Here is a 23,331-nt window from a genome sequence, read left to right on the forward strand (position 1 = left end):
CTAAAGCACTCAGGTTTTATACTGAAGTCATCGGGAAAAACGGCCTGAACATCGCCGCTCCCGGCACATCACCCTTCAGGAGGTTCCTGCATGATGCGATTTGATCCTTTCCGCGAGATTGAAGAACTGACCCAGCGCATGGACCGTGCCTTCGGTGGCCCAGCCGCCCAGACCGCCCGCCTCGCGCCCCCGGTGGATGTCCACGAGAGCGCCGACGGGCTCGAACTGACGCTGGACCTGCCCGGCGTGAAGCCCGAAGATATTCAGATTGAGGCCGAACACCAGACCCTGAGCGTGCAGGCCGAGCGCCGGTACGCCCGCGAGGACGGCCGCACGGCCCACCGCGTCGAGCGGGCCTACGGCACCCTGAGCCGGACCTTCAGCGTGCCGGCCAAGTACGACCTGACGAAGGTAGAAGCCGATTTCGACCACGGCACCCTGGTGCTGCGGGTGCCCCGCAGTGAGGCGGCCCAGAAGCGGAGCGTGAGCGTCCGCAGCGGCGGTCAGCTCACCTCCGGCAAGACGGTGGAGGCCGGCGCTCTGCCCGACCACAGCGAGCGCAACGCCCCGGCCCAGCAGGCCTGAAGTTCCTTTGCCCACGCAAGCGCCCCGGCTCCGGCTGGGGCGCTCGTTCGTTGTGACCTACCGCGGCGGCAGGTGATCGGCCTGGGCCAGACGCGCCCCCCGAATCTGCCGGTCCGGGCCGACCTCCAGCACCGAGTAGCCGGTGTTGCGGTGCATGTAGGTGCCGCCGCGCCAGTGCGTCTGGTAATCGAGTTCCAGCAGGTGCGAGAGCAGCGACCAGAGGGCGATGCCGTGCGAGACGACCACCAGCGTTTCGCCCTCGCCCGGCCAGTGGGCGTAGACATGCGCGAGCATCCGCGCGCCGACGGCCGCCGGGGTCTCGCCGCCGGGGGCGCAGCACTCGGGGTCGCCGTCCCAGAACTGCGCGCTCAGGGCCGCCTCGCGCAGCGACACATCGTCGATGGGCTGGCCCTCCCAGTCCCCCAGGAAAATCTCGCGCAGCGCCGGAAAGCTCTCATGGACGCCGCCGATCTCGGCGCGTAGCGCCTCGGCGGTGGCGTAGGCGCGGCTGAGGTCGCTGCTGTGGATGCGGTCAGCTCGCACGCCCTGCGCCCCCAGATGCCGGGCGAGTTGCGCGGCCTGACCCTGCCCGGTCTCGTCGAGCGGAATGTCGCTGTGGCCCTGAATACGTCGCTCAAGGTTGTGGGCGGTCTGGCCGTGGCGCACCAGGATGATGCGGGCGGCGGCGGGATCGGGCGGAGTCATAGGCGCCAGTGTTCCACGCTCAGCCTCCATAGACCTGCCGTTGCCGCTCGCGGAAGGCGGCCTTCTGCGCCGGGGTGGTTCGGGCGGCGCAGTGCTCGCAGCTCACACCCTCCTCGTACTCGGGGTGCGTCTGTTCCTCCGGGGTCAGGGGCCAGCCGCAGGAGTGGCACATCACGGCTGTGCCGCCCCGCAGGCCGTGGCCGACCGCCACCCGGCCGTCGAAGACGAAACACTCGCCCTCCCAGCGGCTCTCTCTCTCGGGAACCTGTTCGAGGTAGTTCAGGATGCCGCCGCGCAGGTGCAGCACGTCGGTGAATCCGTGCTCCAGGAGCAGGCTGGTGCTCTTCTCGCAGCGGATTCCTCCGGTGCAGAACATGGCGACCCGCTTGCCGCGCAGCTCGGCGGCGTGGGCGTCGAGCCACGCCGGAAACTCGCGGAAACTGTCCAGCTCCGGATCGAGCGCGCCCTGGAAGGTGCCCGCCTTGACCTCATAGCGGTTGCGGGTATCCACTACGACCACCTCGGGATCGTCGATCAGGGCGTTCCAGTCCCCGGCCTCCACGTAATGGCCGACCTGCTCGCGCGGCGCGACGGGCACGCCCAGCGTCACGATTTCGGCCTTCAGGCGCGCCTTGAACCGCTTGAAGGGCTGTTCCGGCGCCCCCGACTCCTTGTATTCCAGCCGCGTGAAGCCGGCGTCCTGCAGCGCGGCACGCAGCTCGTCGATGGCCGCGCGCGACCCCGCCACCGTGCCGTTGATGCCCTCGGGCGCCACGATCAGGGTGCCGCACAGACCCAGCCGGGTGCCCAGGGCCGACAGGTGGTGCCGTAGCGCCGCCGGATTGTCCAGCGTCCGGAATTCATACAGGGCGGCTACCACCCAGCCGGGAACGGGAGAGGCGGAGACGGACGGGAAGGGAAAGGGCGGCACCGACATCGCCGCCCAGTCTAGCCGCCGCTGCCCGGCCGGATCATGTCGCGCGGGTCATTTCATGCTGCTGATGTAGGCGGCCAGGGCCTTCAGGTCGTCATCGGTGAGGGGCTTGAGGGCGATGCGCATGGCGTCGGGGTGCGGCACGCCGAAGCGGGGCGTGTCGCGGAACTCGTGCAGGATCTCCAGACCGTATCCGGGCGCCAGATTGGTCACGCTGGCGATGCCCTGCCGGTCGGCCCCGCGGCCGTCCTCGCCGTGGCATACCGCGCAGGCGATCATGTTGCGCTCGTTGTCACCGCCCTGAAACAGCGCCGCGCCCCGTGCCCGCAGCGCCGGGTCTGCGGCCCAAGCCGGGCCCGGTGCCTGCGTCGCGAAGTAGACCGCGAGGTCCGCGATGTTCTGGTCCGAGAGCCGCGAGGCGACCCCCTGCATGACGGCGCTGGGCCGCAGCTTGGCCCGGAATACCGTGAGCTGGAAGCGTGTGTAGCTCGGGACCTGCCCCGCCAGCCCTGGCACCTTGGCCTGGGTGCTCACGCCGCCGGCGCCGTGGCAGCCCGCGCAACTCCGGCTCAGCGTCTGCCCGCGCGCGGCACTCGGCGTGTTGAATTTCAGGGTCAGGTTAGGCGGGGCAGCAGCGGCCGGGGCGCCGCCCGGCGGCGGCGAAGTGCCCTGGGCACTGGCCCACAGCACGGGTACAGACAAGAGAAGCGGAATTGCCAGCCATCCGAAACGACGAGTCTGTCCCATGACTCCCCTCCTGAAGGTGAGGAGCCGAGTGTACCACAGCTCACAGTGTACCGAGTCGAGCGGTAGGGGATTTCTTTCGTCTGGGAGAGTCTTTTCGCCGCTGGTCTTGGGCATGGCGGTGACTCTCTGCGGCCCCTCCAGGCAGTATCCGGCGGTTCCTCCTCAGAGAGCCAAGGCCTCTTCACGGACCGTTGCAGGTCGGCCGCGCCGGGTGTGCGATGGTCGGGGGAGTCCACTAACTCTTCGGGTAGCCCATGTTGGCTCCCGCACCTCACTCTCCCAGGAGGCCTTTTATGACTGACCGCGACAAGAAGACGCAGGGCGAACACGGCCAGCTTTCGGATACGGCCCGTCCCGAAACCGGTGCCCAGAACCAGGACGCGCCGGCCCACGAACAGCCCACATCCCAGACCCCCGGCGAGGACAGCGGTGCAGGCAGGAACGGCCGCCCCTCCGACGATTCGGACCCTGGCCACAGCTGAACGAAGCGGGCCGGAGCAGCTTGAAGTGCTCCGGCCCGCTTCCATATAGAACCTACATCGCCGCCGGCACCTCGATTCCGATGAGGTCCAGCGTCTCTTCGAAGGCCACACGGAGCCGGGCGACCAGGGCCAGACGGGCTTCGCGCAGCCCCTCTTCGGACTGCAGGACATTCGTGGCGGGCTTGCCCTGCTTGTTCTTGGCGTTGTACCAAGCGTTGAAGCTCGTGGCGAGGTCTAGGGCGTACTGCGCGACCACGTGCGGCGAGTGCACGCGCACGCTCTGGCTCACGACCTCAGGCAGGCGGGCAACCTGCTTGGCGAGGGTCAGGTCGATATCGGGCATCGCGTCCCAGTCGGCGCCGGTGCCGTCCGTCACGTACCCGGCCTCCTCGGCCCTGCGCAGGATGTTGGCCGCGCGCACCGCCGCGTACTGGATGTACGGCGCGGTGTCGCCGTTCAGGGCGAGCGCCTGCTCCCAGCGGAAATCGATCTTGCGGGTCGGTTCGGCCTTGAGCATGGCGAAGCGGATGGCCCCGATGCCGATGCGCCGGGCGATCTCGTCGGCATCGCTGCGCCCGGCCAGCTCGGGGTTGAGCTTGGCGAGTTCGGCCAGGGCGCGCTTCTGGGCCTCATCCATCGCGGCGTCGGCGCTCACGGCGATGCCCTTGCGCCCGCTGATGGTCTGGCCCTCCAGGGTCACGAAGGCGTAGGAGAGGTGGATGCTGCGCGCTTCCTTCTCGGTCTCGCCCGCCACGCCCAGCGCCGAGCGCACCACGGTCTGTGGGTGCTCCTGGCGCGAGTCGATCACGTTGATGACCTCCTCGGCGTGCCCGAAGCGCCGCTCCAGGTCGGGCTGGCCGTCGGGGGCGCTCGTCCAGACGGTGTGGCCGCCCGGATCGGTGGCGAAGGGTTTGAACTTCATACCCTCGAACAGCCCGAACTTCCAGAACTGGTAGCCGATGTCCTTGGCGGCGTACATGGCCGTGCCGCCCGAGCGGACGAGTACGACGTTGGGTTCTTCGAGGCCCGGCATGAACTCGGACACGTCCATGATGAAGGCCCCGGCATATTTACCCTCGGTGGGGTGCGAGGTGTAGCGGCTTCCCTCCAGGATGTTCATGGCCTGACTCAGGAAGCCGCTGCCTACCACGTCCGATTCCCAGTTCAGCAGGTCGTAGCGCGCGCCCAGCCGGAAACAGGTGTCGAGGTGCGCGTGCACGATCTTCTCGACTTCGGCGCGCAGTTCGCCCTCTTCCAGGCGGTGCATCACGGCGCCGATGCCGCTTTCGAGTTCGGCCTTGGCGGGGTCGGCGTTCAGTCGGACGTAGCCCTCGCCCATCCAGTGGTCGTACTTCTGCACGCCGTCCCACACGCGGCCGTAGTGGGACACGGCGAACAGCGACTCGGCCGCCTGGCGCCCGGTGTCGTCGATGTAGTTCTGGACCTCGACCGTGTGGCCCGCCGCCCGGAAGATGCGCGCCATGCTGTCGCCCAGCACCACGTTGCGCACATGCCCGACGTGAAGTTCCTTGTTGGGGTTCACCGAGGTGTGCTCGATGACGACCTTGCCGTGCTCGGCGACGCTGCCGGTCGTGGGCGCGGCAAAGGGCGTCTCGACCACGCTGCGCACGAAGGCGCCCGAGTCGAGAAAGAAGTTCAGGAACGGTCCCGCCGCCTCGACCCGGCGAATTCCGCCGGGCAGCACGACCGCCCCGGCGAGCTGCCCGGCGATCTGGGCGGGGTTGCCCCCGGCGCTCTTGGCCATCTGGAAGGCGGCAGGCGTGCCGTAGTCGCCGAGCTTGCTGGCGGGAGTTTCCTGAATCGCGGCGTCCACCGGCATCCCGAGGCTCTGGGCGGCGGCCTCGACGGCGGTCTTGAGTTGGGCCTTCAAATCCATTCGGAGAGTCTAGAGCATCCGGAAAAAGAGGGCGCCCCCGCAGGTCGGGCAGAGCGGGTGGATTTGGCCGAGCAGGACGGCGAATGCCGGCTTCTGCCGCCCTGCCGGAAATTCGCCCTGTCCGCTGGAGGCCCGCCGCTCAGCCCTCCGCGCTGCCGGTGAGGCGCCGGACCTCGCGCAGCACTTCGGGCCAGGTGGGGGCGTGCAGGCCCGTGTACTCCTCGCTCAGGGTCCACAGGCGCGCGGCGGCGCCGTCGTCCTGGGCGCGCGGGCTCATGGGAGCGGGGCGGCTCTTGTCGTAGTACGCCCCCGAGATGACGGCGTCCGGCGTGCTCGCCAGAAAAATACTCGTCTGGGCGCCTTCCTCCGGCGAGATGGCGAACCGGTCCACCACGCGGTAGAGCCGGCTCAGGCGCCCGCCCTGCGCGGTGTGCCCGAACCCGCTGGCGACCATGCCGGGGTGCAGCGACGTGCTGACGAGCCACGGCTCGCGCCGGGCCAGTTCGCGGGCGAACAGCACGTTGGCGAGCTTGCTCTGGCCGTAGGCCCCCCACGAGCTGTAGCCCTGCCGGAATTCGGGGTCGTCGAAACGGACGCGCCCGAAGTGGTGCGCCGCCGAGGCGACCGTGACTACGCGCGCCTGTGGCGACTCGCGCAGCAGGCCCAGCAGTTCGTGGGTCAGTACGAACGGCGCGAGGTGGTTGAGGGCCCAGGTCATCTCCACGCCTTCACGGGTCTCGCGGCGCTTCTCGAAGATGGCCCCGGCGTTGTTCACCAGCACGTCGAGGCGCCCGAAGCGCTCACGGTACTCGGCGGCGGCGCGGCGCACCTGCGCCAGTTCGCTCAGGTCGGCGACCACGCTGCCCGCCGCGCCCGTCTCGGCGACCACCCGCTCAGTCTTCTGCGGGTCGCGCCCCATGACCACCACCTGCGCTCCCCGGCGCGACAATTCGCGGGCCGTGATCAGCCCGATGCCGCCCGTCGCCCCACTCACCAGCACGGCCCTGCCCGACATGTCCCCGTTCATATCCCCAGCATACGGGGCCGGCCGCGCCGGTTCTGCCCGCTCCGGCACACAAAATCAAAAGAAAGGCCAGCACACCCCGCAGCCCGGGGGGGCCAGCCTCTCGGCACCGGTGGACTTCACCCGGTCCACCTGTTGAGCAGTGCTTGAATACCCGGAGTGTACCGCGTGAACGGTCACAAGCTTGTCACAGGCACTTTTGCTGTGGGCCCGCTCAGTGGGTCAGGGCTGCAGGTCGCCGTTCACGTAGACCCACTCGCCGTCCACCTGCGTAAAGCGGCTGCGTTCGCGGAAGCTGCCCGGTCCCTCACCCGGTGCCCGCAGCCGCACCGTGAACTCGACCTCGTCGCCCTGCGCGGCGTGAACCTTGAGGCCCAGGTAGCGGGTGCCGTCTTCCAGGTTGAGGTCGTGGGGGCGGTGGTCGGGGTGCCAGGTCCGCTCCACAAAGGCCTGATCTCCCAGCGCGAAGGCCGAGTAACGCGCCCGCATGAGCACCTCGGGGGTGGGGGGCGACGCGCTGCCGTCGTGGGCGGGGCGGCAGCACGCCGCGTAGCTGCGCCCCGAGCCGCAGGGGCAGGACTTGAAGGGCGGATGCGGCCGGGGAGACATGGCGCCCAGGCTAGCACCGCCTCCTGCGGCGGCCCGGACGCGGCCGGACCTTCTACAATCGGCGGGTGAACCGCTCGCCCGAGGCCATCACTTCGCTGCAAAATCCCCAGGTCAAGCGCCTGGTTCGCCTGCGGGGCCGCCGCGAGCGCGAAGGTGAGGGCGTGATGCTGGTCGAGGGCGCGCGTGAGCTCTCACGCGCCGTCGCCGTCGGGGTGCGCCCGCGCGAACTGTACCTGTGCCCCGAGCTGTTCAGCCCCGAGGCGCACGACCTCGTGGCGGGTCTGGAAGCCGCGCTCGGGGGGCAGGGACCCGCGCTGCTGTCGCGCGCCACCTTCGAGAAGGTCAGCGGGCGTGAGAACCCCGACGGCGTGCTGGGGGTCGCGGCCCTGCCGATGCCCGTGCTGCCCGACCTGGGCGAGCGGGCGCTGGTGGTCGTGCTGCACGGCCTGGAAAAGCCCGGCAATGTCGGGGCGATCCTGCGCACCGCCGACGCAGCGGGAGCCGACGCCGCCGTGGTGCTGGGACGCGGCGCCGATCCCTACGGTCCCAACGTGATCCGGGCCAGCCAGGGCAGCGTCTTCGCGGTGCCGACCCTGGTCCTGGGCGAGGAGGACGCGCTGGGCTGGCTGGCCGGGCAGGGCTTCCGGACGGTGGCCTGCACCCCGGACGCACAGCAGGACTACTGGGACGCCCCCCTGACCGGGCGCGTGGCCCTGCTGCTGGGCACCGAGCACGCCGGGTTGCCCCCCGAGTGGCGCCGGGCCCACGAGGCGGTGCGGGTGCCGATGCACGGGCAGGCCGACTCGCTGAACGTGGCGACGGCGGCGGCCCTGGTGCTGTACGAGTGCGTGCGCCAGTCGCGCACCTGACCGGGCCTCCCTGGCGGGTCTCTGCGCGGCCTGAACTCTGGATGAGGCAGGGCTCTGTAAGACGTCGCCTGCGAGAGTCATGCTCAGCATATGAGTGCAACCTCCTCCGCCTTCACCTCCAAAGACCCCTACCGCCTGTGGCTGCTGTCGCGCCTGGGCGAAGAGTTCGGCGTGAAGGGAGCCGAGCGGATCATTCAGGAGGCGGTGCTGCGCCGGGGCTGGACCACCGGGCGGTCCCTGGGGCCGCGCGACGTGGTGGCAGTCCTTCAGGACGTGTACCGCCAGATGACCGAAAACGGGGACGAGGCCCGCGCCGACCGCTGGCTTCAGGACGCCTCGCGCGACCTCGCCAAGCTCGCCGAGACCGTGCCGGAACCGGCCGCGCCCCAGGAGCAGGCGGGCGAGCCTGCCGGCACCCGCCCACAGGTGCCGGTGCCGGCCGTGCCCGTGCCCCAGCCGGCCGCCTGGGGACGCCGCGCCCACGACCTGCCCCTCATGCTGGCGCGGGTTCACGCCCAGATCGCGGCCCGCAGCCTGAACACCATCCGCTCGGACGGCACGCTCGCCCGGCTCGAACGCGCCGCCGAGTGGGACATGCAGGCTGCTCAGGCCGAGGTGCGGCGCTGGGAGACCGAGGCGCTGCTGGGCCAGCTGCGCGCCGCGCACGCCCGCGCCGAGCTGGCCGATCAGGTGGCGACCGCCCGCGCGCAGGCCGAGGTGCTGCGCCTGAACATCCGCGAGCTCGAAGAGCTGCCGCGCCCCGGCCAGAACGCGGCCGCGCAACTGGCCCATGCCCGGCTGACCCTCACGCAGACCCAGGCCTTTCTCGACGCCTTCGCGCCGCTCGTGGGCACCCAAGACGCCGACGCGCCCCTGAGCATGCTGCAACTGGACCTGCACGACGCGCGGTTCTCGCTGGGCGTGGCGCTGCACCCCGACGTGCTGCGCGCCCGCTACGGCCTGAACGTGGCACTGTGGCAGGCCGGCGAGGCGGGTGAGGAGGCCCCCAGTGTGCAGGAGGCCCGCCGGGCACTGGCCCAGGCCGAGGAGATGGCCGGCGCGCAGCTCGCGGGGACCCTGAATGCCGCCCGGAGCCACCAGGCGGCCCTGCAGGACCTCGCGCGCCGGGCCCTGGACCTAGAAACCCGCGGTGACAAGCTGGCCCGTGCGGGCGGTGACGCCCTGAGCCGGGCGCGCCTGGGTCTGGAGTGGCGTCAGGTCCGGGCGGCGGCCCGGTTGCAGGCCGGCCGTCTCGAGGAGGCCGTCGCCCTGCTTGAGGCCCTCGTAGGTGAAGGGACGCAGGGAACCGACGCGCCGCAGAGCTGAGCAAGTTTGATTAACGCTCCTATAACGGGAGCTCACTATAATTTCATGGGGAGTGGAGGCCAGCCGGCGACCAGAGCGGCAGGGCGACTTCCACTGCGCTTGAACGGGTCCGTATCGTCCGAAAAATTCAATCTGGCCGGTCCTGAGGGCATGGGTCAGGCCACCGTGCTCCAGGAGTTGTCATGAACAAATTCGCTTTTCTGATTCACCCCCGCAACCACGTCGCCGAGGACCTCGGCCGTCTGTACGGCGCGCCGCTGCGCTGGATTCCCGAGCGCGTCTATACCTCCGCCATGCGGCGCCTGCCCCTGCCGCCGGTTGTCGCGGGGCGTATCTCCTTTCCGGAGGCGCCGTCAAGCGGCGCGCTCATCATGGTGCCGCTCAGCGCGCCCCTGATGCTGGGGATGCCCCGGCGGGAGGTTCAGAACCGGGTCCACGTGGCGGTGGACGCGGCGCGTGACCAGGGGGCGACGCTGGTGGGGCTGGGGGCACTGACGGCGCCGGTCACGGCCGGCGGCAAGTCGCTCGCCGACCGCACCGACATCGGGGTGACGAACGGCAACGCGTTCACGGCGGCCATGACCTATCTGGGCATCGAACGGCTGCTCGAGCGGCTACCGGCGCATCCGGTCATCGCCCTGGTGGGCGCGAGCGGCAGCGTCGGCAGCTGCGTGACCCGGCTGCTCGCCCGGCGGGACTGCGGCGAGCTCCTGCTCGTCGCCCGGCACACCGGCCGCCTGGAGAAGCTGCGGGCGGCCCTGCCGCACCCAGCGCGCGCGACGGTCAGCACCGACATGGCGGACGTGCGCCGGGCCGACCTGGTGGTCCTGCTGACGAGCGCCTCCGAGGCGCTGCTGCGCAGCGAACATCTGCGCGAGGGGGCCATCGTGCTCGACGATACGCAGCCGCGCAATACCGACCCCGCCCTGCTTACCGAGCGCCCCGACGTGCTCATCGTGGACGGCGGGGTGGTCGAGGTGCCGGGAATGCGCATGAGCGGCTACATCGGTCTGGGACGCAACCTGGCCTACGCCTGCCTGGCCGAGACCATGCTGCTGTCACTCGCCGGGCACCAGGGCCACTACTCGGTCGGGGAGCCGACGATCGAGCAGGCCGAGGAGATGCTGGCCCTGGCCGCCGAACACCGGGCCCTGGGCTTTCACCTCGCGCCCTTTCTGTCGTTCGGGCGGCCGCTGGAGCCCCGGCACGCTGCGCCGGCGCCCCGGCCGCTGGCCGGGTTCAGCGCATGACCGGAACGGAAGTGGCCGTGCCCCGCATCGTGATTCTGGGCGCGGGCTACGCGGGCATCGACGCCTACAAGGCCCTGGCCCGGCGCCTCGGGTCCCGGCTGCGGCGGGGCGAGGTACAGGTGACGGTGGTCAACCCCGACCCGTATCACACCTTTCACGGCTGGACGGGTGAGGTGCTCTCGGGCCGGCTGCCCCTGAGCGCGGCCCTGACGCCCCTGGCGCCCCTGTTCCGCTGGGCGCGGGTGGTGCTGGGGCACGCCGCCCACGTGGACCTCGTGGCCCGCACGGTGACGGTGCAGGCTGCGGACGGCCAGACGCGGACCCTGCCCTATGATCAGCTCCTGATCGGCACCGGCTCGGCCGACCCGTTCGCGCGGGTTCCGGGACTGCGTGAACATGGCTGGAAGCTGAAGAACACCCGCGACATGCAACTGTTCCGCGACCACCTCCACGGGTGGCTCTCGGGCCGGGCCACGGCGCCGGAGCCGGGCCGGATCTTGGTCGTCGGGGGCGGATTCGCCGGGGTCGAGATGGCGGCGGCCATCTGCGAACTGGTGGACGCGCGCCGCGTGGCGGTGGAGACCGAGCTCTACACCTCTGCCCCGCACCTGCTCGAGGCGCTGCGGCCCCACCAGAGCCGTCTGGCCGACCACGCCGCGGGCGAACTCGGCCGTCTGGGCGTGAAGGTCCGGACCGGCGCAGGGGTCCGGGAGATCACGCCGCGCGGCGTGGTGCTGAGCAGCGGCGAGGTCCAGGAGTTCGGGCTGGTGCTATATACGGCGGGGGTCAGCTACGACGTGTTGCTGGGGACCGAAGCCCTGCAGCGCGACGAACGCGGCCGACTGGTCGTCGAGGACGACCTGCGCCTGCCGGGCCACCCCGAGGTCTGGGCGGCGGGCGACACGGCGCGCGTGCCGCTGCCGCGAGATCGCCGGGAGCTGTGCCCCGCCAACGCCCTGTGGGCGATGAAACAGGGCATGTGCGTGGGCAACAACATGGCGGCCGCCCTGAAGGGACAGCCCGGCCGGCCCTTCGCCTACGGAGGACTGGGACAGGCGGCCAGCCTGCGGGTTGGCGGCGGCGTCGCGGAGCTCAAGGGCCTGCCCCTGACCGGCTGGACCGGCTGGCTGATGCGCCTGGGATTTTTTGTGTGGTACATGCCGACCAAGGAAGGCGGCGTGCGTGTTCTGCGGGCCTGGGCCGGCAGTCTGTCAGGCCGGCGTCACTTGGGCGCCGTGCCGGAGCCGCGCACGGAGGCCACGGGCGGCGCGGAGCTGAGCCGCAGCTGACCCGATAGGACGCAGCGCGGTCCGCCGCGTCTCTATGCTGGGCGGCATGAATCTCCTGCAAGCCTCTCTGGCCGGCGGCGCGGCCTTCCGCGACGTGGACGACCTGCTCGCGGACCTGGATTTCGCGGCGGCGACCCGCCTCCTCCCCGGCGCGCCGTATACCGTGGCCGGGCTGCTGGCCCACCTGCGCCTGACCCTGCGCCTCAGCCTGGATATCGCGGCCGGGCGCGCTGGGGGCTGGCCTGAGGACCTGGACCTGTGGCCCGCCGCGCCCACGGACGAGGCGGCCTTCCAGGGGCTGCTGCTCGACCTGCGCCTGCTGTTGGCCGAGGCGGGAGCGCTGGCTGCCGGTCCCTCCGGGCAGGCACGCGAGGTCCTGACCGATCTGGCGGTCCACAACGCCTACCACTGGGGGCAGGTGGCGCTGCTGCGGCGCATGGACGGAGCGGAGCTGGGCCGCCCAGCAGCCGGCGACTGAACCTTTGGTGAATGCCGGGGGGCCGGCTGGTGGGGGCGCGCTTTCTACACTGGGGCATGACCGGAAACATGCAGGTTCGCAACGACGCGGCGAGCAGCCGCTACGAACTCGTTCAGGGCGGCGAGGTGCTGGGCTACGCCGAATACGAGGCCCAGGGCGACACGCTGGATTTCACCCACACGCAGGTCAGCGAGGAGCATCAGGGCGAGGGCCTGGGCGAACGGCTCGTCCAGGGCGCGCTCGACGATGTGCGGGCGCAGGGCGGCAAGGTCGTCGCCAGTTGCCCCTTTGTCGAGAGCTTCATCCGCAAGCACGCCGAGTACGCCGACCTTCTGGCCTGAGAAGAGGCTGGACGGGCTGGCCTTGCCCCTCCTATTCCTAAGCATTCGCCGCATGGCCCCGCCGGGAGCCGGGCGCTAGCCTGCCGCCCATGACTTCTGCCCTTTCCCCATCCAGACCCGTCACCCTGATCACCGGGGCGGCGGGGGGCATCGGCGCGGCGCTGGCCCGGCGTCTCGCGCCCACCCACGACCTCGTGCTGGGGGGACGCGGCAGCGCGGCGCTCGGCGCTCTGTGCGCGGAGCTGGGCGCCACACCGCTGCAACTGGACCTCACGCGGCCGGAGACCTTCGCCGCCGCCCTAGCGGGCCTGGAGCGCGTGACCAACGTGGTGCACAACGCCGGGATCGTGGAACTCGGCGCGGTGGAAACGCAGGCCCACGAGGTCTGGACGCATACCCTGACCGTGAACACGGTCGCGCCCGCCGAACTGACGCGGCTGCTGCTGCCGTCGGTGCGCGCTGGGCGCGGCACGGTGGTGTTCGTGAACAGCGGAGCGGGCCTGAGTGCCAACCCCGGCTGGGCCAGCTACGCCGCGAGCAAGCACGCCCTCAGGGCCCTGGCCGACGCCCTGCGCGGCGAGGAAGCGCCCCACGGCGTGCGCGTGAGCAGCGTGTACCCCGGCCGCACCGCCACCGAGATGCAGCGCAAGGTGCGCGGGCAGGAAGGCGCGCCCTACGACCCCGCCGCCTTTATCGACCCCGCGACGGTGGCGGCCACCATTGCCTTCGTGCTGGACGCTCCGCGCGACGCCTCGCTGACCGACGTGACCGTGCGGCCGGGGCCGGGCCTGTGACCGACCGGACGACCGGAGCGTTGTCCAGCCCCGACCTCTACGACGCCGTGATCCTCGGAGCCGGGCCGGCGGGCCTGAACGCCGCGCTGGTGCTGGGCGGGGCGCGGCGACGGGTGCTCCTGCTCGACGGCGGGCCGCCGCGCAATGCCCGCGCCACGGCGGCGCACGGCGTCTTTACGCGCGACTGCACGCCGCCCGCCGACCTCAAGCGCATCGGGCTGGGTGACCTCACACCCTACGACGTAACCGTGCGTGAGACGCCCGCCCGCGAGATCCGTTGCGAGGGCGACCTGTTCGCGGTGCGCTGCGATCAGGCGTGGGTGCGTGCCCGGCGCCTGCTGTTCGCCACGGGGGTGCGCGACGTGTTGCCGCGCGTGCCCGGCCTGCGCGAACGCTGGGGCAGCCTCGTGCACCACTGCCCCTACTGCGACGGCTGGCCCAACCGTGAGGCGCGGCTGTCCGTCCTCGGGTCTCATCAGGAAGGCCATCACCTCGCCCTGAGTGTGCGTGCGTGGTCCGACCACGTGACGTTGTTCACCGACGGCCCCGACGAACTGACCGACCAGCAGCGCCAGGACCTGAAGCGGGTGGGCATTCCGGTCGTGACTACGCCCATCCGGCGCCTGAGCGGGCGGGACGTGCTGCGCCTTCATCTCCAGGACGGCCGGACGCTGGAGCAAGACGCCCTGTTCCTGAACCCGACCCAGGTGCAGGGCAGTCGCCTGCCCGCGCTGATGGGCTGCGAACTGAACGAGAAGAGCCGCGTGGTGGTCAACGAGAACGGCATGACCAGCGTGCGGGGGGTGTGGGCGGCGGGTGACATGACCGGAGCGCAGCAGTATGTGGTGAACGCCGCCGCGACCGGCATGCTCGCCGCCGTGAGCCTGAATACCACCCTGATCCACGAGAACGTGCGCCGCGCCGGGGCCGCCTTCCACAAGTCGCCGGACGAGGCCGAGGGCGTGGGCGAGGCGTAAAGGCGATGCCCAGGGACTGGAGTTTCGGCAGTGCGGGTAAAGGCGTACCTTTCGTCCGGGGCGACCGGCTCCGACAGGCAGCCGCGACGAGGCCGGCGTGATCGCCCGCCTGCGCGCCTTCGCCCGGCGTCTCAAGGCCGAACTGCTGACGCTGAGCGTGGCCGTCCGCGACCCACGCACGCCCTGGCATGCCCGCGCGCTGGCGTTGCTGGTCCTCGCCTATGCCCTGAGCCCAATTGACCTGATTCCCGACTTTATTCCGGTGCTGGGCTACCTCGACGACCTGCTGCTCGTGCCGGCGGGACTGTGGCTGGCGCTGCGGCTGCTGCCGCCCGAGGTGCTCGCCGACGCCCGCCGGGAGGCGGCGGCCCACCCCCGGCGCCTGGCCCGCAGCGGCTGGGGCCTCGCGCTGATGCTGCTGCTCTACGCGGCGGCGCTGCTGCTCGGCTGGTGGTGGTGGACTTCCGCGCAGACGCCGCCCACACATGCCGCGCGTCACTTCCCGTAGCATCCTGCCCGTGAGCGCTTTTCCCGACCTCCCCATCGCCGAGGTCATCCCCGAGGTTCGCCGCGCGCTGGCCGCGCACCCGCTGGTCGTGTTGCAGGCTCCGCCCGGCGCGGGCAAGAGTACGGCCCTGCCGCTGGAACTGCTGCACGAGCCGTGGCTCGCGGGGCAGGGCGTCGTCATGCTTCAGCCCCGGCGGGTGGCGGCGCGGGCGGTCGCGGCCCGGCTGGCCGAAGGGCTGGGCGAGGCGGTGGGCGGCACCGTCGGCTCAAGGGTCCGCTTCGAGTCGCGGGTCTCGGCCCGCACGCGGCTGGAGGTCGTGACCGAGGGCATCCTGACCCGGCGGCTGCAACGCGACCCGGAACTCTCGGGCGTGGGGCTGGTCATCCTTGACGAATTCCACGAGCGGTCGCTGAACGCCGACCTAGCCCTGGCCCTGCTGCGCGAGGTGCAGGGCGCGCTGCGGGACGACCTGCGCGTGCTGGTCATGTCGGCCACCCTCGACCCCGGCCTGCCCGCCCGCCTGGGGGCGCCCCTGGTCGAGAGTGCGGGCCGCGCCTACCCGGTCGAGGTCCGCTACCTGGATGCCGACCCGGTGGGCCGTGTCGAGGATGCGGTCGCGCGGGCGGTGCGCGCGGCGCTGGAGCGTGAGGAGGGCGACGTACTGGCCTTTTTGCCTGGCGTGCGCGAGATTCGCGGCGCGCAGGCGCAGCTCGGTGACGTGGCGGCGACCGTGCTGCCCCTCTACGGCGACCTGCCGCTGACCGAGCAGGCGCGGGCGCTGCGGCCCGGTTCTGGTGGTCCGGGCGGCCGCAAGGTGGTGCTGGCGACCAGCATCGCCGAGACCTCGCTGACCATCGACGGTGTGCGGGTCGTCGTGGACGGTGGCCTGAGCCGCACGCAGGCTTTCGACCCCGGCACCGGCCTGTCGCGGATGGTCACGGGGCGGGTCACCCGCGACAGTGCCGACCAGCGCGCGGGCCGCGCGGGCCGCACCGCCCCCGGCGTGGCGTACCGGCTGTGGCCTCTGCGCACCCAGCCCCTGCTGCCCGCCGCCCGCCCCCCCGAGATCTTGGAGGCCGACCTCGCGCCCCTGACCCTGGAACTCGCCGGCTGGGGCACACCCGACCCCGCAGAGCTGCCCTGGCTGGACGCGCCGCCGCCCACCCGCATCGACACGGCCCGCGCCCTGCTGCGCGATCTGGACGCGCTTGATAACGCGGGCCGCATCACTCCGGCGGGCAGCCGCCTGCTCGACTTCCCGACCCATCCCCGGCTGGCGCACCTGCTCACGGCGGGTGATGACCCCTCCTTGGCCGCCGATGTGGCCGCGCTGCTCGAAGAACGCGACCCCCTGCCGCCCGGCAGCGGCGCCGATCTGACCGAGCGGATCGCGGCCCTGCGGGCCTGGCGGGCGCGCCGGCCCCACGAGGGCGACGTGGGCGTGCTGGAGCGGATCGAACGCCTCTCGAAGCAGTGGCGCGTGCTGCTGAAGGTAGGGGCCGAAAACACGCCCCCCGACCCCTACGCCGTCGGCACCCTCCTGACCCTGGCCTACCCCGAGCGGGCCGCTCTGGCGCGGGCGGGGGGAATGGGATTGGCGCGCGGGCGCTTTCTGCTATCGGGGGGGCAGGGCGCGGCGCTGCCCGAGGGGGATGCGCTGGCCGGTGCCTCCGCTCTGGCGGTCGCGCACCTTGATGCCGGGCAGGCCGAGGGCCGCATCTACCTGGCCGCGCCGCTGGACCTGGGCGCGCTGGAGGCCCGCGCCGTATGGCAGGACGTGGTGCGCTGGGACGGCCGCACCGGCACCCTAGTTGCCCAGCGGGAGCAGCGTGTGGGCGCGCTGGTGCTCGCCACGCGGCCTCTGCCCGGTGTCCCGGCCGAACTGCGCGCCGCCGCTCTGGCCGGGGCCGTGCGTGAGGAGGGGCTGCACCTCCTGACCTTCCCGCCGGAAGCCCAGGGATTCCGTGCCCGCGTGGAGTCGCTGCGTGCCTGGCGGCCCGGCGAGGTGTGGCCCGACCTCTCGGACGAGGCGCTGCTGGCGACTCTGGAGACGTGGCTCGGTCCGGCGCTGGGAAACGCGCGTACCCGCGACGATCTTGCCCGCGTGAACGTGCTTCCGGCCCTTCAGGCGCTGCTGCCTTGGCCGCTGCCCCAGACCCTGAACGAGCTGGCCCCCACCCACCTGGAGGTTCCCACCGGCAGCCGCATCCGCCTGGAGTACCGCGTGGGCGCGCCGCCCGTCTTGGCCGTGAAGTTGCAGGAACTGTTCGGCCTCGCCGAGACGCCGGCGGTGGACGGCGGGCGCAGGCCCGTGCTGCTGCACCTGCTGTCGCCCGCCGGTCGCCCCGTGCAGGTGACGCAGGACCTGCGCTCCTTCTGGAATTCGAGCTACTTCGAGGTGCGCAAGGACCTGCGGGGGCGCTATCCCAAGCACCCCTGGCCTGACGACCCCTGGAGCCACGCGCCGATGAAGGGCACGAAGAAACGCGGGGTTTAGGCCTTAAAAAACCGCCCTGGTGTAGGCGGCTGGGAGAGGGGAGAGCTCGCTAGCTGTCGTTGCCCTTGCCTGCGTGGTCGTCGCTGTGACTGCTGCCGGTGCTCGGCGGCGTCGGCTCGTCCTCGCGGTAGTTTTTGCCGCCGCTGGGCTGCTGCTGGTCGCCGATCTGATCGTGGCCCTCGCCCTGGCCCCGGTCTTCATGGCGGTCGGTTCCGTTGTGGTGGTCCTTGGTCATACCCGAGCGTATCCGGCTGACCCACCCCTTTCATTTGCGCTGTACGAAGCGGGCTTGATCAATGCCGCCGGACGAGGAAAAGGCGGGATCATGGCAAGACGCCCCGGCACTGGGCCAGGGCGCGGGACCAGCAGCCGGGGTCAGTTGCCCGGCAGTGCTTTGGCCTCTTCGAGGTGGCTGGTCACGACGGGCTGGATCTTGGCGGCGTAGGCCAGGGTCTGGGCGTCGGTGCCGAAGGTGCGGTAGGTCTTGATGAGGTCCAGCGTCATCTGGTGACCGCTCACCTGGACCATCTTGTACATTGCGTCGAAGGCCGTGCCCGACAGGGTATTGAGCTTGTTGAACTGCAGGCGCTGGTCTGCGCCCGGCTGGTCGGCCAGGACCACGCCTTTGGCAGCGGCCAGGGCGCGCAGTTCCTGCTGCGCCTGGGTATGGATCGTGATCATGTGCTGCGCGAAGGCCCGCACCTGGGGGTTGGTACTTTTTTGCAGGGCCAGCTGTGAGGTCTTGATCTCGGCGAGGTTGCTCATGGTGGCCACTTCCATGAACAGGACGTTGGTATTGTTGGTGACCTGGGCGGTGCTCACCGGACCCATGGGGGGTGCGCCCGCTCCTCCGGCCAGGGCAGCGGCGGGGAGCAGGGTCAGGGCAGCAGTCAGTAGAAACGTCTTCATGGCCCTACTGTGGCGGCCGCGCGCCGCCCGCAGGTGCGTAGGCCCTGGGGATCCGCAGAGCGCTTGCTGGGCCAGACTTCATGAGCCCGTGGCAGCTCGACCACCGTTCGATCACTGTGCCATGGCCAGGAGTCGCAGCCGACGAACCAGCCGGTCAATGACCCAGGCACAACCGGAACAATGGAAAACCCGCCCCAGGCAGCGGGCGGGTCAGGTGAGGAGGCGACTCAGAACATCCGGGCCAGGGCACCGCTCAACAGGGTCAGGGCCATCAGTCCCAGCATCAGTGTGCCGATCTGGCGGGCACTCGGGGAGGCCTTCATGCGGCCCGTCCGGGCTGGCCGGGGTGCAGGCTGCCCAGCGCGGCCTTGAGGTGCTTGTAGACCTCGCGTTGCAGGTCCAGGTCCTCGGGCAGCTCGTAGCGCAGCTGCTCCATCGCCTGCACGAGGTGCGCGCCGCCGGGGCTGCGCTCGTGATCGGGCCGGGCCCACTCGGGCAGTTCGGGGGCCTCCACGGGGCCGCGCTGCGTGTCGTCCCAGTCGGCCCACTGGCGGGGCAGGTCGTACAGGTAGCGCCCGATGCCGAACTGCACGGCGCAGCGCTTCATGGCGTCGCTCGTGGCGGCCTTCAGGGTGCCCAGATCGCCCTCGGGCGCTTCGCCGATGTCCTCACGCGACACGCCCAGGATGGTCAGGCGGCCCTTGACGGTGGGGCGCGTTCCCGGCACGACCTCCACGGCAAACTCCCAGGCGTCGGGACACACGGCGTCGAGACGGTCCTGCACGGCGCGGGCGTCGATGTGCGCCAGCATCAGCGCGCGGGTGCGTTCCTTGTTGAACGCGGCGGGCTTCCACGCCACCATGTGAGCGGGAAACGGGGCCTGAAGTCGTTTCTGGACATCGCTCAGTTTCATGGGTTTAGTCTATAACATAATGGCGTTACGGTCAAGACAGAATGAGCCGGGGCCGCTTCATAGCGGAGAGAGACGGACAACCTGGCCGCCGGCCCTGCCCGCACCCTTAGCATGGGCCCATGTCCCGCACGGCTACCCTGAAGCGCACCACCAGCGAGACGGACATCACCGTCCGGCTGGACCTCGACTCGCCCACCTACACTGCCCCGGCCACCGGGCACGGCTTCTTCGACCACATGCTCGACGCCCTGGCGCGCCACTCGCGCCTGGGCCTGAGCGTGGAGGCCACGGGTGACCTGCACATCGAGCCGCACCACCTCATCGAGGACACGGGCATCACGCTGGGGCAGGTCCTCACGCAGGCGCTGGGCGACCGCAAGGGCATCGAGCGCTACGGCTCGGCCTTCGTGCCGATGGACGAGACGCTGGCCCACGTGGTCCTTGACCTCTCGGGCCGCGCGCACCTGGCCTTCGAGCCCGAAACGCTGGACGTGTGGGGCACGGCGGGCGGCATGACCCACTACCACCTGCGCGAGTTCCTGCGGGGCTTTTGCAACCACGGTGGGGTAACGCTGCACGTGCGCCTGCTCGCGGGCCGCGAGGCGCACCACGTCATCGAGGCGGTCGTGAAAGCCCTGGCCCGCGCCCTGCGCGACGCGGCGGCGCTGACTTCCGACGCCATGCCGAGTACGAAGGGGAGCCTGTGAGCGTCCCGGCTACCCGGTCCGAAGTCCTTCTGCTCGATTACGGCGCGGGCAACGTCCGCAGCGCCGCCAAGGCCCTGGAACGCGCCGGCATGACCGCGCGCGTCTCGAGCGACCCCGCCGACGTCCCGCACGCTCCGGCGGTGGTCGTGCCGGGGCAGGGCCACTTCCGGCAGGTCATGGAGGCCTTCGAGCACAGCGGGTTTCACGGCCCGGTGATGGACAGTGCCGCTGCCGGCACGCCCCTGCTGGGCATCTGCGTGGGGATGCAGATGCTGCTTTCGGGGTCGGAAGAAGCGCCCGGCGTACCCGGCCTGGGCCTGATTCCCGGCGTGGTGCGCAAGTTCACTGCCGATCCGGCGCGCAAGGTGCCCCAGATGGGCTGGAACAGCCTGCGGATGGTCGGGGACTCGCCGCTTCTGCGTGGTCTGGACGAGTCGGCCTTCGCCTATTTCGTGCACTCGTACTACGTACCCGCAGAGGTCGAGGTGGACCACGGCGCCCTGACCGAGTACGGCGTGCCCTTCTGGGCGGCGCTGAGCCAGGGCAACCTCCATGCCACGCAATTCCACCCCGAAAAGAGCGGCGCGGTGGGGCTGGCGATTCTGGAACGCTTCCGCGAGAACGTGCTGGGGGACTAAGGTCGCTTCGGCCTGTTCAGGATGGGCATATTCAGGATCTCGGTGCCCAGGCACGCGCCGGTCCAGGGGTCGAGGGTAACGCGGCCGTACTCCACGACTGGGTCGGCGTTGGTCGCTCGGGTCTCGTAGATGCCGTACTGGACGAAGCCGCCAGCCCGGAAATCACCGCTCCCTAGATAAAGCCAGCCTCCATCTTCTCGGCGAACGCCGAGAAATCGTAGCGGAACAGGGCCGCCACGAACGGCGTCTGCGCGGCCCCGCGGCGTTCCTCGTAGGTCAGGCGGCGGCCAGTTCCCGCCGGCTTGCTCCTCGTCACGGAACCTGCACGACCACCTTGCCCACCGTGCGGCCCGATTCCAGCGCCTCGTGCGCGGCGGCGATCTCGCCCAGGGGGTAGCGGACGGCCACGACGGTCTTCAGCCAGCCTTCCCGCAGGCCGGTCAGGGTATCGCGGATGGCGTCCTCGTGCGCTTGGCGGGTCATGCGGTACACAAGGACGAAGCGCACGGTCACGTCGAGAGCCAGCAGCGGCCAGAAGGGCAGCGCCGGCTCGGGCACCTCGTCCGAGGCGTAGGTGGCGACCACGCCGCCCGGCCGGATGACCTTCAGGGTGGTGTCCAGGTTGGTCCCGAAGGCCACGTCCACGATCCGGTCCACGCCGCGCCCGTCCCCAGCCCACGTGATCTCCGCGATTCGCGCGGCCACGTCCTCCCTCGTGCGGAAGATGACCTCATCGGCGCCGGCCGCGCGGGCCACCTCGGCCTGTTCCTCGCGGCTGACCGTCGCGATGACCCGCGCGCCGCCCCACTTGGCGAACTGAATGGCGTGGATACCGACCGCGCCCGCCCCACCCGTCACCAGCACTGTCTGGCCGGTCACGGGGCCGTCAGCGAACACGCAGCGGTGCGCCGTGAGCGCCGGCACGCCCAGGCACGCCCCCTCGTCGAAGGAAACTGCGTCGGGCAGGGGAACAGCGTTGATGGACGGCACCGCCACGAACTGCGCCGCGCAGCCGTTGGAGCGCCCGATGCGCGCCTCGTAGATCCACACGCGCTCGCCCACACGGCCGGGGTCCACGCCCTCGCCCACGGCCTCGACGATCCCGGCGCCGTCCTGCTGCGGAATGACCCAGTCGGCGCCCAGCGGCGTGCGTGCCCGCGACTTGGTGTCGGACGGGTTGACCCCGCTCGCATGAATCCGCACGAGGACCTCGCCGGGACCGGCGGCAGGGGCAGGGCGCTCGCCCACCTCCAGCACGTCGTGGGCGGCTCCGTTGCGGCTGTACCAGGCGGCTTGCATGGCCGGAGTCTGGGCGCGTGTGGGTGGGCTGTGGTGAGTGGAAGATGGAGGAGGACGTCCGGGTCGGTGCGGGGCAGGCACCGACCCGGCCATCCCCTGTGCCTCAGCCCACGACCTGGCCGCGGGCCTTGACGACGCCGGCCAGGTCGGCGGCGATCTCATGGATCTCGGCCTCGTCCTGGCCCTCGACCATCACCCGGATGAGGTTCTCGGTGCCGCTGGGGCGCAGGTTCACCCGGCCCTTGCCCTGCAGCCGCGCTTCGGCCGCTTCGACCGCGCGCCCGACCTCGGCGTCGCGGGCGATCGCCTTCTTGTCGCTCACACGCACGTTCACCAGGGTCTGCGGGTACATCACGAGGTCGTCGTGGACGGCGTCCAGCGTGGTCCCCAGCTTCTGGAGGCTGCCCAGCGTCAGCAGGGCGGTCAGTACGCCGTCGCCGGTCGGGGCCACGTCCAGGAACAGCACGTGGCCGCTCTGCTCGCCGCCCAGGTTCAGGCCCTGCTCGTGCAGGCGCTCGTGCACGTAGCGGTCCCCCACGGCCGTACGCTCCAGCCCGATCCCTGCGCCGCGCAGCTTCACTTCCAGGCCCATGTTGGCCATGATGGTCGTCACGACCCGTTCCTCGCCGCGTGCCTGGGCGTTGAGCAGCAGCATGTGGTCGCCCTGCACCACGCGCCCGCGCGAGTCCACGAACAGTGCCCGGTCGGCGTCGCCGTCGAAGGCCACGCCGAGGTCGTAATCGCCCTCCATGACCAACCGGCGCAGGTGGTCCATGTGCGTGCTGCCGCAGCCGCGGTTGATGTTGCGGCCGTCGGGGGTGGTGTAGACCGCGAACACGTCGGCCCCCGCCGCCTGGAACACCTTGGGGGCCACGCGGTAGGCCGCTCCGTTGGCGCAGTCGAGCGCGATGCGCATGCCCGAGAGGTCGGGCGCGTGCGAGAGCAGGAAGCCCACGTACAGCCGCTCGGCGTCGGTGTAGTTGGTCACGCCGCCCAGGGCCACGCCGGTCACGGGCGCAAAAGAGGGCACCTCGTCGATGGCGGCCTCGATCTCGTGCTCGGTGGCGTCGCGCAGCTTCTGGCCGTCGGCGCCGAAGAACTTGATGCCGTTGTCCTCGTAGGGGTTGTGCGACGCGCTGATGACCACGCCCGCGTCGGCGCCGAGGTGACGGGTCAGGTAGCTCACGCCGGGGGTGGGCAGCACGCCGAGGTGGATGACGTTCACGCCCCGGCTGGTGAGGCCGGCGGCGAGGGCGGCTTCGAGCATGTCGCCGCTCTGGCGGGTGTCCTTGCCGATGACCACGCTGGCACGCGGGTTCTGGCGCTTGAGGACCTCGCCGGCGGCGGCCCCGAGGTCCATGACCCAGGCGGCGGTCAGCGGAAACTGCCCCGCGACGGCGCGCACCCCATCGGTTCCGAAATACTTGCGTTCACTCATATCCGGGCCATGATACGGCTGGTGAGTGCCGTGTGTAAGGTGAGTGGAAGGCGGGCCATGGGGCGCGCAACGTGGGTGGCCCAGTGTGCCGACCCATGACACGGGTGCGTTCTGA

At 71.0% G+C, this 23,331-nt stretch carries 26 protein-coding genes; 14 read left to right on the forward strand and 12 right to left on the reverse strand.

Translation table 11 applies throughout. The features are described from left to right. Nucleotides 1-90 precede the first annotated feature (90 nt). Nucleotides 91-585, forward strand: a complete 495-nt coding sequence (locus ASF71_RS08295) for an Hsp20/alpha crystallin family protein (protein WP_056297849.1) — start codon at nucleotides 91-93, stop codon at nucleotides 583-585. Nucleotides 586-642: 57 nt separating this feature from the next. Here the strand turns inward: ASF71_RS08295 and ASF71_RS08300 are convergent, their stop codons facing one another. The 3 genes from ASF71_RS08300 to ASF71_RS08310 are packed head-to-tail and all read right to left on the reverse strand — an operon-like array spanning nucleotide 643 to nucleotide 2,971. After that, nucleotides 643-1,290 (reverse strand): histidine phosphatase family protein, encoded by a 648-nt coding sequence (locus tag ASF71_RS08300; RefSeq protein WP_056297853.1) that lies wholly within the window; start codon nucleotides 1,288-1,290, stop codon nucleotides 643-645. Nucleotides 1,291-1,309: 19 nt separating this feature from the next. Then, entirely contained in the window at nucleotides 1,310-2,227 is a 918-nt protein-coding gene (locus ASF71_RS08305) for a rhodanese-related sulfurtransferase (RefSeq protein WP_056297858.1), read from the reverse strand. 48 nt (nucleotides 2,228-2,275) lie between these two features. After that, nucleotides 2,276-2,971 (reverse strand): cytochrome c4, encoded by a 696-nt coding sequence (locus ASF71_RS08310; RefSeq protein ID WP_056297861.1) that lies wholly within the window; start codon nucleotides 2,969-2,971, stop codon nucleotides 2,276-2,278. A gap of 293 nt (nucleotides 2,972-3,264) precedes the next feature. Between ASF71_RS08310 and ASF71_RS08315 the strand changes: the two genes are divergently transcribed. After that, nucleotides 3,265-3,453, forward strand: a complete 189-nt coding sequence (locus ASF71_RS08315) for a hypothetical protein (protein WP_056297865.1) — start codon at nucleotides 3,265-3,267, stop codon at nucleotides 3,451-3,453. A 52-nt stretch (nucleotides 3,454-3,505) separates the two neighbouring features. On the opposite strand, the gene ASF71_RS08320 is transcribed toward ASF71_RS08315, so the two are convergent. From ASF71_RS08320 to ASF71_RS08330, 3 genes are all read right to left on the reverse strand, one after another. After that, nucleotides 3,506-5,350 (reverse strand): arginine--tRNA ligase, encoded by a 1,845-nt coding sequence (locus ASF71_RS08320; RefSeq protein ID WP_056297868.1) that lies wholly within the window; start codon nucleotides 5,348-5,350, stop codon nucleotides 3,506-3,508. A 139-nt stretch (nucleotides 5,351-5,489) separates the two neighbouring features. After that, the gene (locus ASF71_RS08325) at nucleotides 5,490-6,377 is read right to left on the reverse strand and encodes an SDR family oxidoreductase (RefSeq protein WP_056297871.1); all 888 of its coding nucleotides are present in this window, start codon (nucleotides 6,375-6,377) and stop codon (nucleotides 5,490-5,492) included. A 219-nt stretch (nucleotides 6,378-6,596) separates the two neighbouring features. After that, nucleotides 6,597-6,983, reverse strand: a complete 387-nt coding sequence (locus ASF71_RS08330) for a YchJ family protein (protein ID WP_056297873.1) — start codon at nucleotides 6,981-6,983, stop codon at nucleotides 6,597-6,599. Nucleotides 6,984-7,144: 161 nt separating this feature from the next. On the opposite strand from ASF71_RS08330, the gene ASF71_RS08335 reads away from it, so the two are divergent. The 10 genes from ASF71_RS08335 (at nucleotide 7,145) to hrpB (ending at nucleotide 17,312) form a co-directional block, all read left to right on the forward strand. Continuing rightward, nucleotides 7,145-7,852 (forward strand): RNA methyltransferase, encoded by a 708-nt coding sequence (locus tag ASF71_RS08335; protein WP_235514272.1) that lies wholly within the window; start codon nucleotides 7,145-7,147, stop codon nucleotides 7,850-7,852. Between the two features lie 90 nt (nucleotides 7,853-7,942). Then, nucleotides 7,943-9,178, forward strand: coding sequence for a hypothetical protein (locus ASF71_RS08340; RefSeq protein WP_056297881.1), 1,236 nt, complete (start codon nucleotides 7,943-7,945; stop codon nucleotides 9,176-9,178). A 182-nt stretch (nucleotides 9,179-9,360) separates the two neighbouring features. Continuing rightward, complete coding sequence (locus ASF71_RS08345; protein ID WP_056297885.1) at nucleotides 9,361-10,428, forward strand: semialdehyde dehydrogenase; 1,068 nt, start codon at nucleotides 9,361-9,363, stop codon at nucleotides 10,426-10,428. Further along, nucleotides 10,425-11,717 (forward strand): NAD(P)/FAD-dependent oxidoreductase, encoded by a 1,293-nt coding sequence (locus ASF71_RS08350; RefSeq protein WP_056297890.1) that lies wholly within the window; start codon nucleotides 10,425-10,427, stop codon nucleotides 11,715-11,717. The genes ASF71_RS08345 and ASF71_RS08350 overlap by 4 nt, the downstream gene beginning before the upstream one ends. 46 nt (nucleotides 11,718-11,763) lie before the next feature. Beyond that, a complete protein-coding gene (locus ASF71_RS08355) occupies nucleotides 11,764-12,195 on the forward strand; it encodes a hypothetical protein (RefSeq protein WP_056298399.1) in 432 nt (143 codons plus the stop codon). A 56-nt stretch (nucleotides 12,196-12,251) separates the two neighbouring features. Next, complete coding sequence (locus ASF71_RS08360) at nucleotides 12,252-12,536, forward strand: GNAT family N-acetyltransferase (protein WP_056298403.1); 285 nt, start codon at nucleotides 12,252-12,254, stop codon at nucleotides 12,534-12,536. An 89-nt stretch (nucleotides 12,537-12,625) separates the two neighbouring features. Then, nucleotides 12,626-13,330, forward strand: coding sequence for an SDR family oxidoreductase (locus ASF71_RS08365; protein WP_056297893.1), 705 nt, complete (start codon nucleotides 12,626-12,628; stop codon nucleotides 13,328-13,330). Then, nucleotides 13,327-14,307: an NAD(P)/FAD-dependent oxidoreductase gene (locus ASF71_RS08370; protein ID WP_235514242.1), complete on the forward strand. Its 981-nt coding sequence runs from the start codon at nucleotides 13,327-13,329 to the stop codon at nucleotides 14,305-14,307. The genes ASF71_RS08365 and ASF71_RS08370 overlap by 4 nt, the downstream gene beginning before the upstream one ends. A gap of 97 nt (nucleotides 14,308-14,404) precedes the next feature. Beyond that, entirely contained in the window at nucleotides 14,405-14,815 is a 411-nt protein-coding gene (locus ASF71_RS08375; RefSeq protein ID WP_056297899.1) for a YkvA family protein, read from the forward strand. Then, the gene (hrpB, locus tag ASF71_RS08380) at nucleotides 14,793-17,312 is read left to right on the forward strand and encodes an ATP-dependent helicase HrpB (protein ID WP_056297902.1); all 2,520 of its coding nucleotides are present in this window, start codon (nucleotides 14,793-14,795) and stop codon (nucleotides 17,310-17,312) included. Before ASF71_RS08375 ends, hrpB begins: the two co-directional genes overlap by 23 nt. A 49-nt stretch (nucleotides 17,313-17,361) precedes the next feature. Here hrpB and ASF71_RS08385 read toward each other — a convergent pair whose 3' ends face one another. The 3 genes from ASF71_RS08385 to ddrA form a co-directional block, all read right to left on the reverse strand. Further along, nucleotides 17,362-17,547: a hypothetical protein gene (locus ASF71_RS08385; RefSeq protein WP_056297905.1), complete on the reverse strand. Its 186-nt coding sequence runs from the start codon at nucleotides 17,545-17,547 to the stop codon at nucleotides 17,362-17,364. Nucleotides 17,548-17,687: 140 nt separating this feature from the next. Then, complete coding sequence (locus tag ASF71_RS08390; protein ID WP_056297908.1) at nucleotides 17,688-18,221, reverse strand: DUF4142 domain-containing protein; 534 nt, start codon at nucleotides 18,219-18,221, stop codon at nucleotides 17,688-17,690. A 319-nt stretch (nucleotides 18,222-18,540) separates the two neighbouring features. After that, complete coding sequence (gene ddrA, locus ASF71_RS08395) at nucleotides 18,541-19,134, reverse strand: single-stranded DNA-binding protein DdrA (RefSeq protein WP_056297911.1); 594 nt, start codon at nucleotides 19,132-19,134, stop codon at nucleotides 18,541-18,543. A 119-nt stretch (nucleotides 19,135-19,253) separates the two neighbouring features. On the opposite strand from ddrA, the gene hisB reads away from it, so the two are divergent. Continuing rightward, nucleotides 19,254-19,841, forward strand: coding sequence for an imidazoleglycerol-phosphate dehydratase HisB (gene hisB / locus ASF71_RS08400; RefSeq protein ID WP_056297917.1), 588 nt, complete (start codon nucleotides 19,254-19,256; stop codon nucleotides 19,839-19,841). Then, entirely contained in the window at nucleotides 19,838-20,479 is a 642-nt protein-coding gene (gene hisH / locus ASF71_RS08405; RefSeq protein ID WP_056297919.1) for an imidazole glycerol phosphate synthase subunit HisH, read from the forward strand. The genes hisB and hisH overlap by 4 nt, the downstream gene beginning before the upstream one ends. 172 nt (nucleotides 20,480-20,651) lie before the next feature. Here the strand turns inward: hisH and ASF71_RS23565 are convergent, their stop codons facing one another. From ASF71_RS23565 to glmM, 3 genes are all read right to left on the reverse strand, one after another. Further along, a complete protein-coding gene (locus ASF71_RS23565; RefSeq protein WP_156372674.1) occupies nucleotides 20,652-20,795 on the reverse strand; it encodes a hypothetical protein in 144 nt (47 codons plus the stop codon). Further along, complete coding sequence (locus tag ASF71_RS08410) at nucleotides 20,792-21,778, reverse strand: NADPH:quinone reductase (RefSeq protein WP_056297923.1); 987 nt, start codon at nucleotides 21,776-21,778, stop codon at nucleotides 20,792-20,794. Before ASF71_RS08410 ends, ASF71_RS23565 begins: the two co-directional genes overlap by 4 nt. Nucleotides 21,779-21,881: 103 nt before the next feature. Further along, a complete protein-coding gene (gene glmM / locus ASF71_RS08415; RefSeq protein WP_056297927.1) occupies nucleotides 21,882-23,216 on the reverse strand; it encodes a phosphoglucosamine mutase in 1,335 nt (444 codons plus the stop codon). Between the last annotated feature and the right edge of the window lie 115 nt (nucleotides 23,217-23,331).

The organism is Deinococcus sp. Leaf326 (genome assembly GCF_001424185.1).
In the GTDB taxonomy this organism is placed as follows: domain Bacteria; phylum Deinococcota; class Deinococci; order Deinococcales; family Deinococcaceae; genus Deinococcus.

Excerpts from the sequence above, each read along its gene's own strand:
- ASF71_RS08390 (WP_056297908.1), bottom strand. The coding sequence starts at position 18,221 with ATGAAGACGTTTCTACTGACTGCTGCCCTGACCCTGCTCCCCGCCGCT.
- ASF71_RS08345 (WP_056297885.1), top strand. The coding sequence starts at position 9,361 with ATGAACAAATTCGCTTTTCTGATTCACCCCCGCAACCACGTCGCCGAG.
- ASF71_RS08355 (WP_056298399.1), top strand. The coding sequence starts at position 11,764 with ATGAATCTCCTGCAAGCCTCTCTGGCCGGCGGCGCGGCCTTCCGCGAC.
- ASF71_RS08350 (WP_056297890.1), top strand. The coding sequence starts at position 10,425 with ATGACCGGAACGGAAGTGGCCGTGCCCCGCATCGTGATTCTGGGCGCG.
- ASF71_RS08315 (WP_056297865.1), top strand. The coding sequence starts at position 3,265 with ATGACTGACCGCGACAAGAAGACGCAGGGCGAACACGGCCAGCTTTCG.
- ASF71_RS08365 (WP_056297893.1), top strand. The coding sequence starts at position 12,626 with ATGACTTCTGCCCTTTCCCCATCCAGACCCGTCACCCTGATCACCGGG.
- ASF71_RS08320 (WP_056297868.1), bottom strand. The coding sequence starts at position 5,350 with ATGGATTTGAAGGCCCAACTCAAGACCGCCGTCGAGGCCGCCGCCCAG.
- ASF71_RS08340 (WP_056297881.1), top strand. The coding sequence starts at position 7,943 with ATGAGTGCAACCTCCTCCGCCTTCACCTCCAAAGACCCCTACCGCCTG.
- hrpB (WP_056297902.1), top strand. The coding sequence starts at position 14,793 with ATGCCGCGCGTCACTTCCCGTAGCATCCTGCCCGTGAGCGCTTTTCCC.
- ASF71_RS08305 (WP_056297858.1), bottom strand. The coding sequence starts at position 2,227 with ATGTCGGTGCCGCCCTTTCCCTTCCCGTCCGTCTCCGCCTCTCCCGTT.
- ASF71_RS08385 (WP_056297905.1), bottom strand. The coding sequence starts at position 17,547 with ATGACCAAGGACCACCACAACGGAACCGACCGCCATGAAGACCGGGGC.
- ASF71_RS08295 (WP_056297849.1), top strand. The coding sequence starts at position 91 with ATGATGCGATTTGATCCTTTCCGCGAGATTGAAGAACTGACCCAGCGC.
- ASF71_RS08330 (WP_056297873.1), bottom strand. The coding sequence starts at position 6,983 with ATGTCTCCCCGGCCGCATCCGCCCTTCAAGTCCTGCCCCTGCGGCTCG.
- ASF71_RS08325 (WP_056297871.1), bottom strand. The coding sequence starts at position 6,377 with ATGAACGGGGACATGTCGGGCAGGGCCGTGCTGGTGAGTGGGGCGACG.
- ASF71_RS08300 (WP_056297853.1), bottom strand. The coding sequence starts at position 1,290 with ATGACTCCGCCCGATCCCGCCGCCGCCCGCATCATCCTGGTGCGCCAC.
- ASF71_RS08310 (WP_056297861.1), bottom strand. The coding sequence starts at position 2,971 with ATGGGACAGACTCGTCGTTTCGGATGGCTGGCAATTCCGCTTCTCTTG.
- glmM (WP_056297927.1), bottom strand. The coding sequence starts at position 23,216 with ATGAGTGAACGCAAGTATTTCGGAACCGATGGGGTGCGCGCCGTCGCG.
- ddrA (WP_056297911.1), bottom strand. The coding sequence starts at position 19,134 with ATGAAACTGAGCGATGTCCAGAAACGACTTCAGGCCCCGTTTCCCGCT.
- hisB (WP_056297917.1), top strand. The coding sequence starts at position 19,254 with ATGTCCCGCACGGCTACCCTGAAGCGCACCACCAGCGAGACGGACATC.
- ASF71_RS08410 (WP_056297923.1), bottom strand. The coding sequence starts at position 21,778 with ATGCAAGCCGCCTGGTACAGCCGCAACGGAGCCGCCCACGACGTGCTG.
- ASF71_RS08360 (WP_056298403.1), top strand. The coding sequence starts at position 12,252 with ATGACCGGAAACATGCAGGTTCGCAACGACGCGGCGAGCAGCCGCTAC.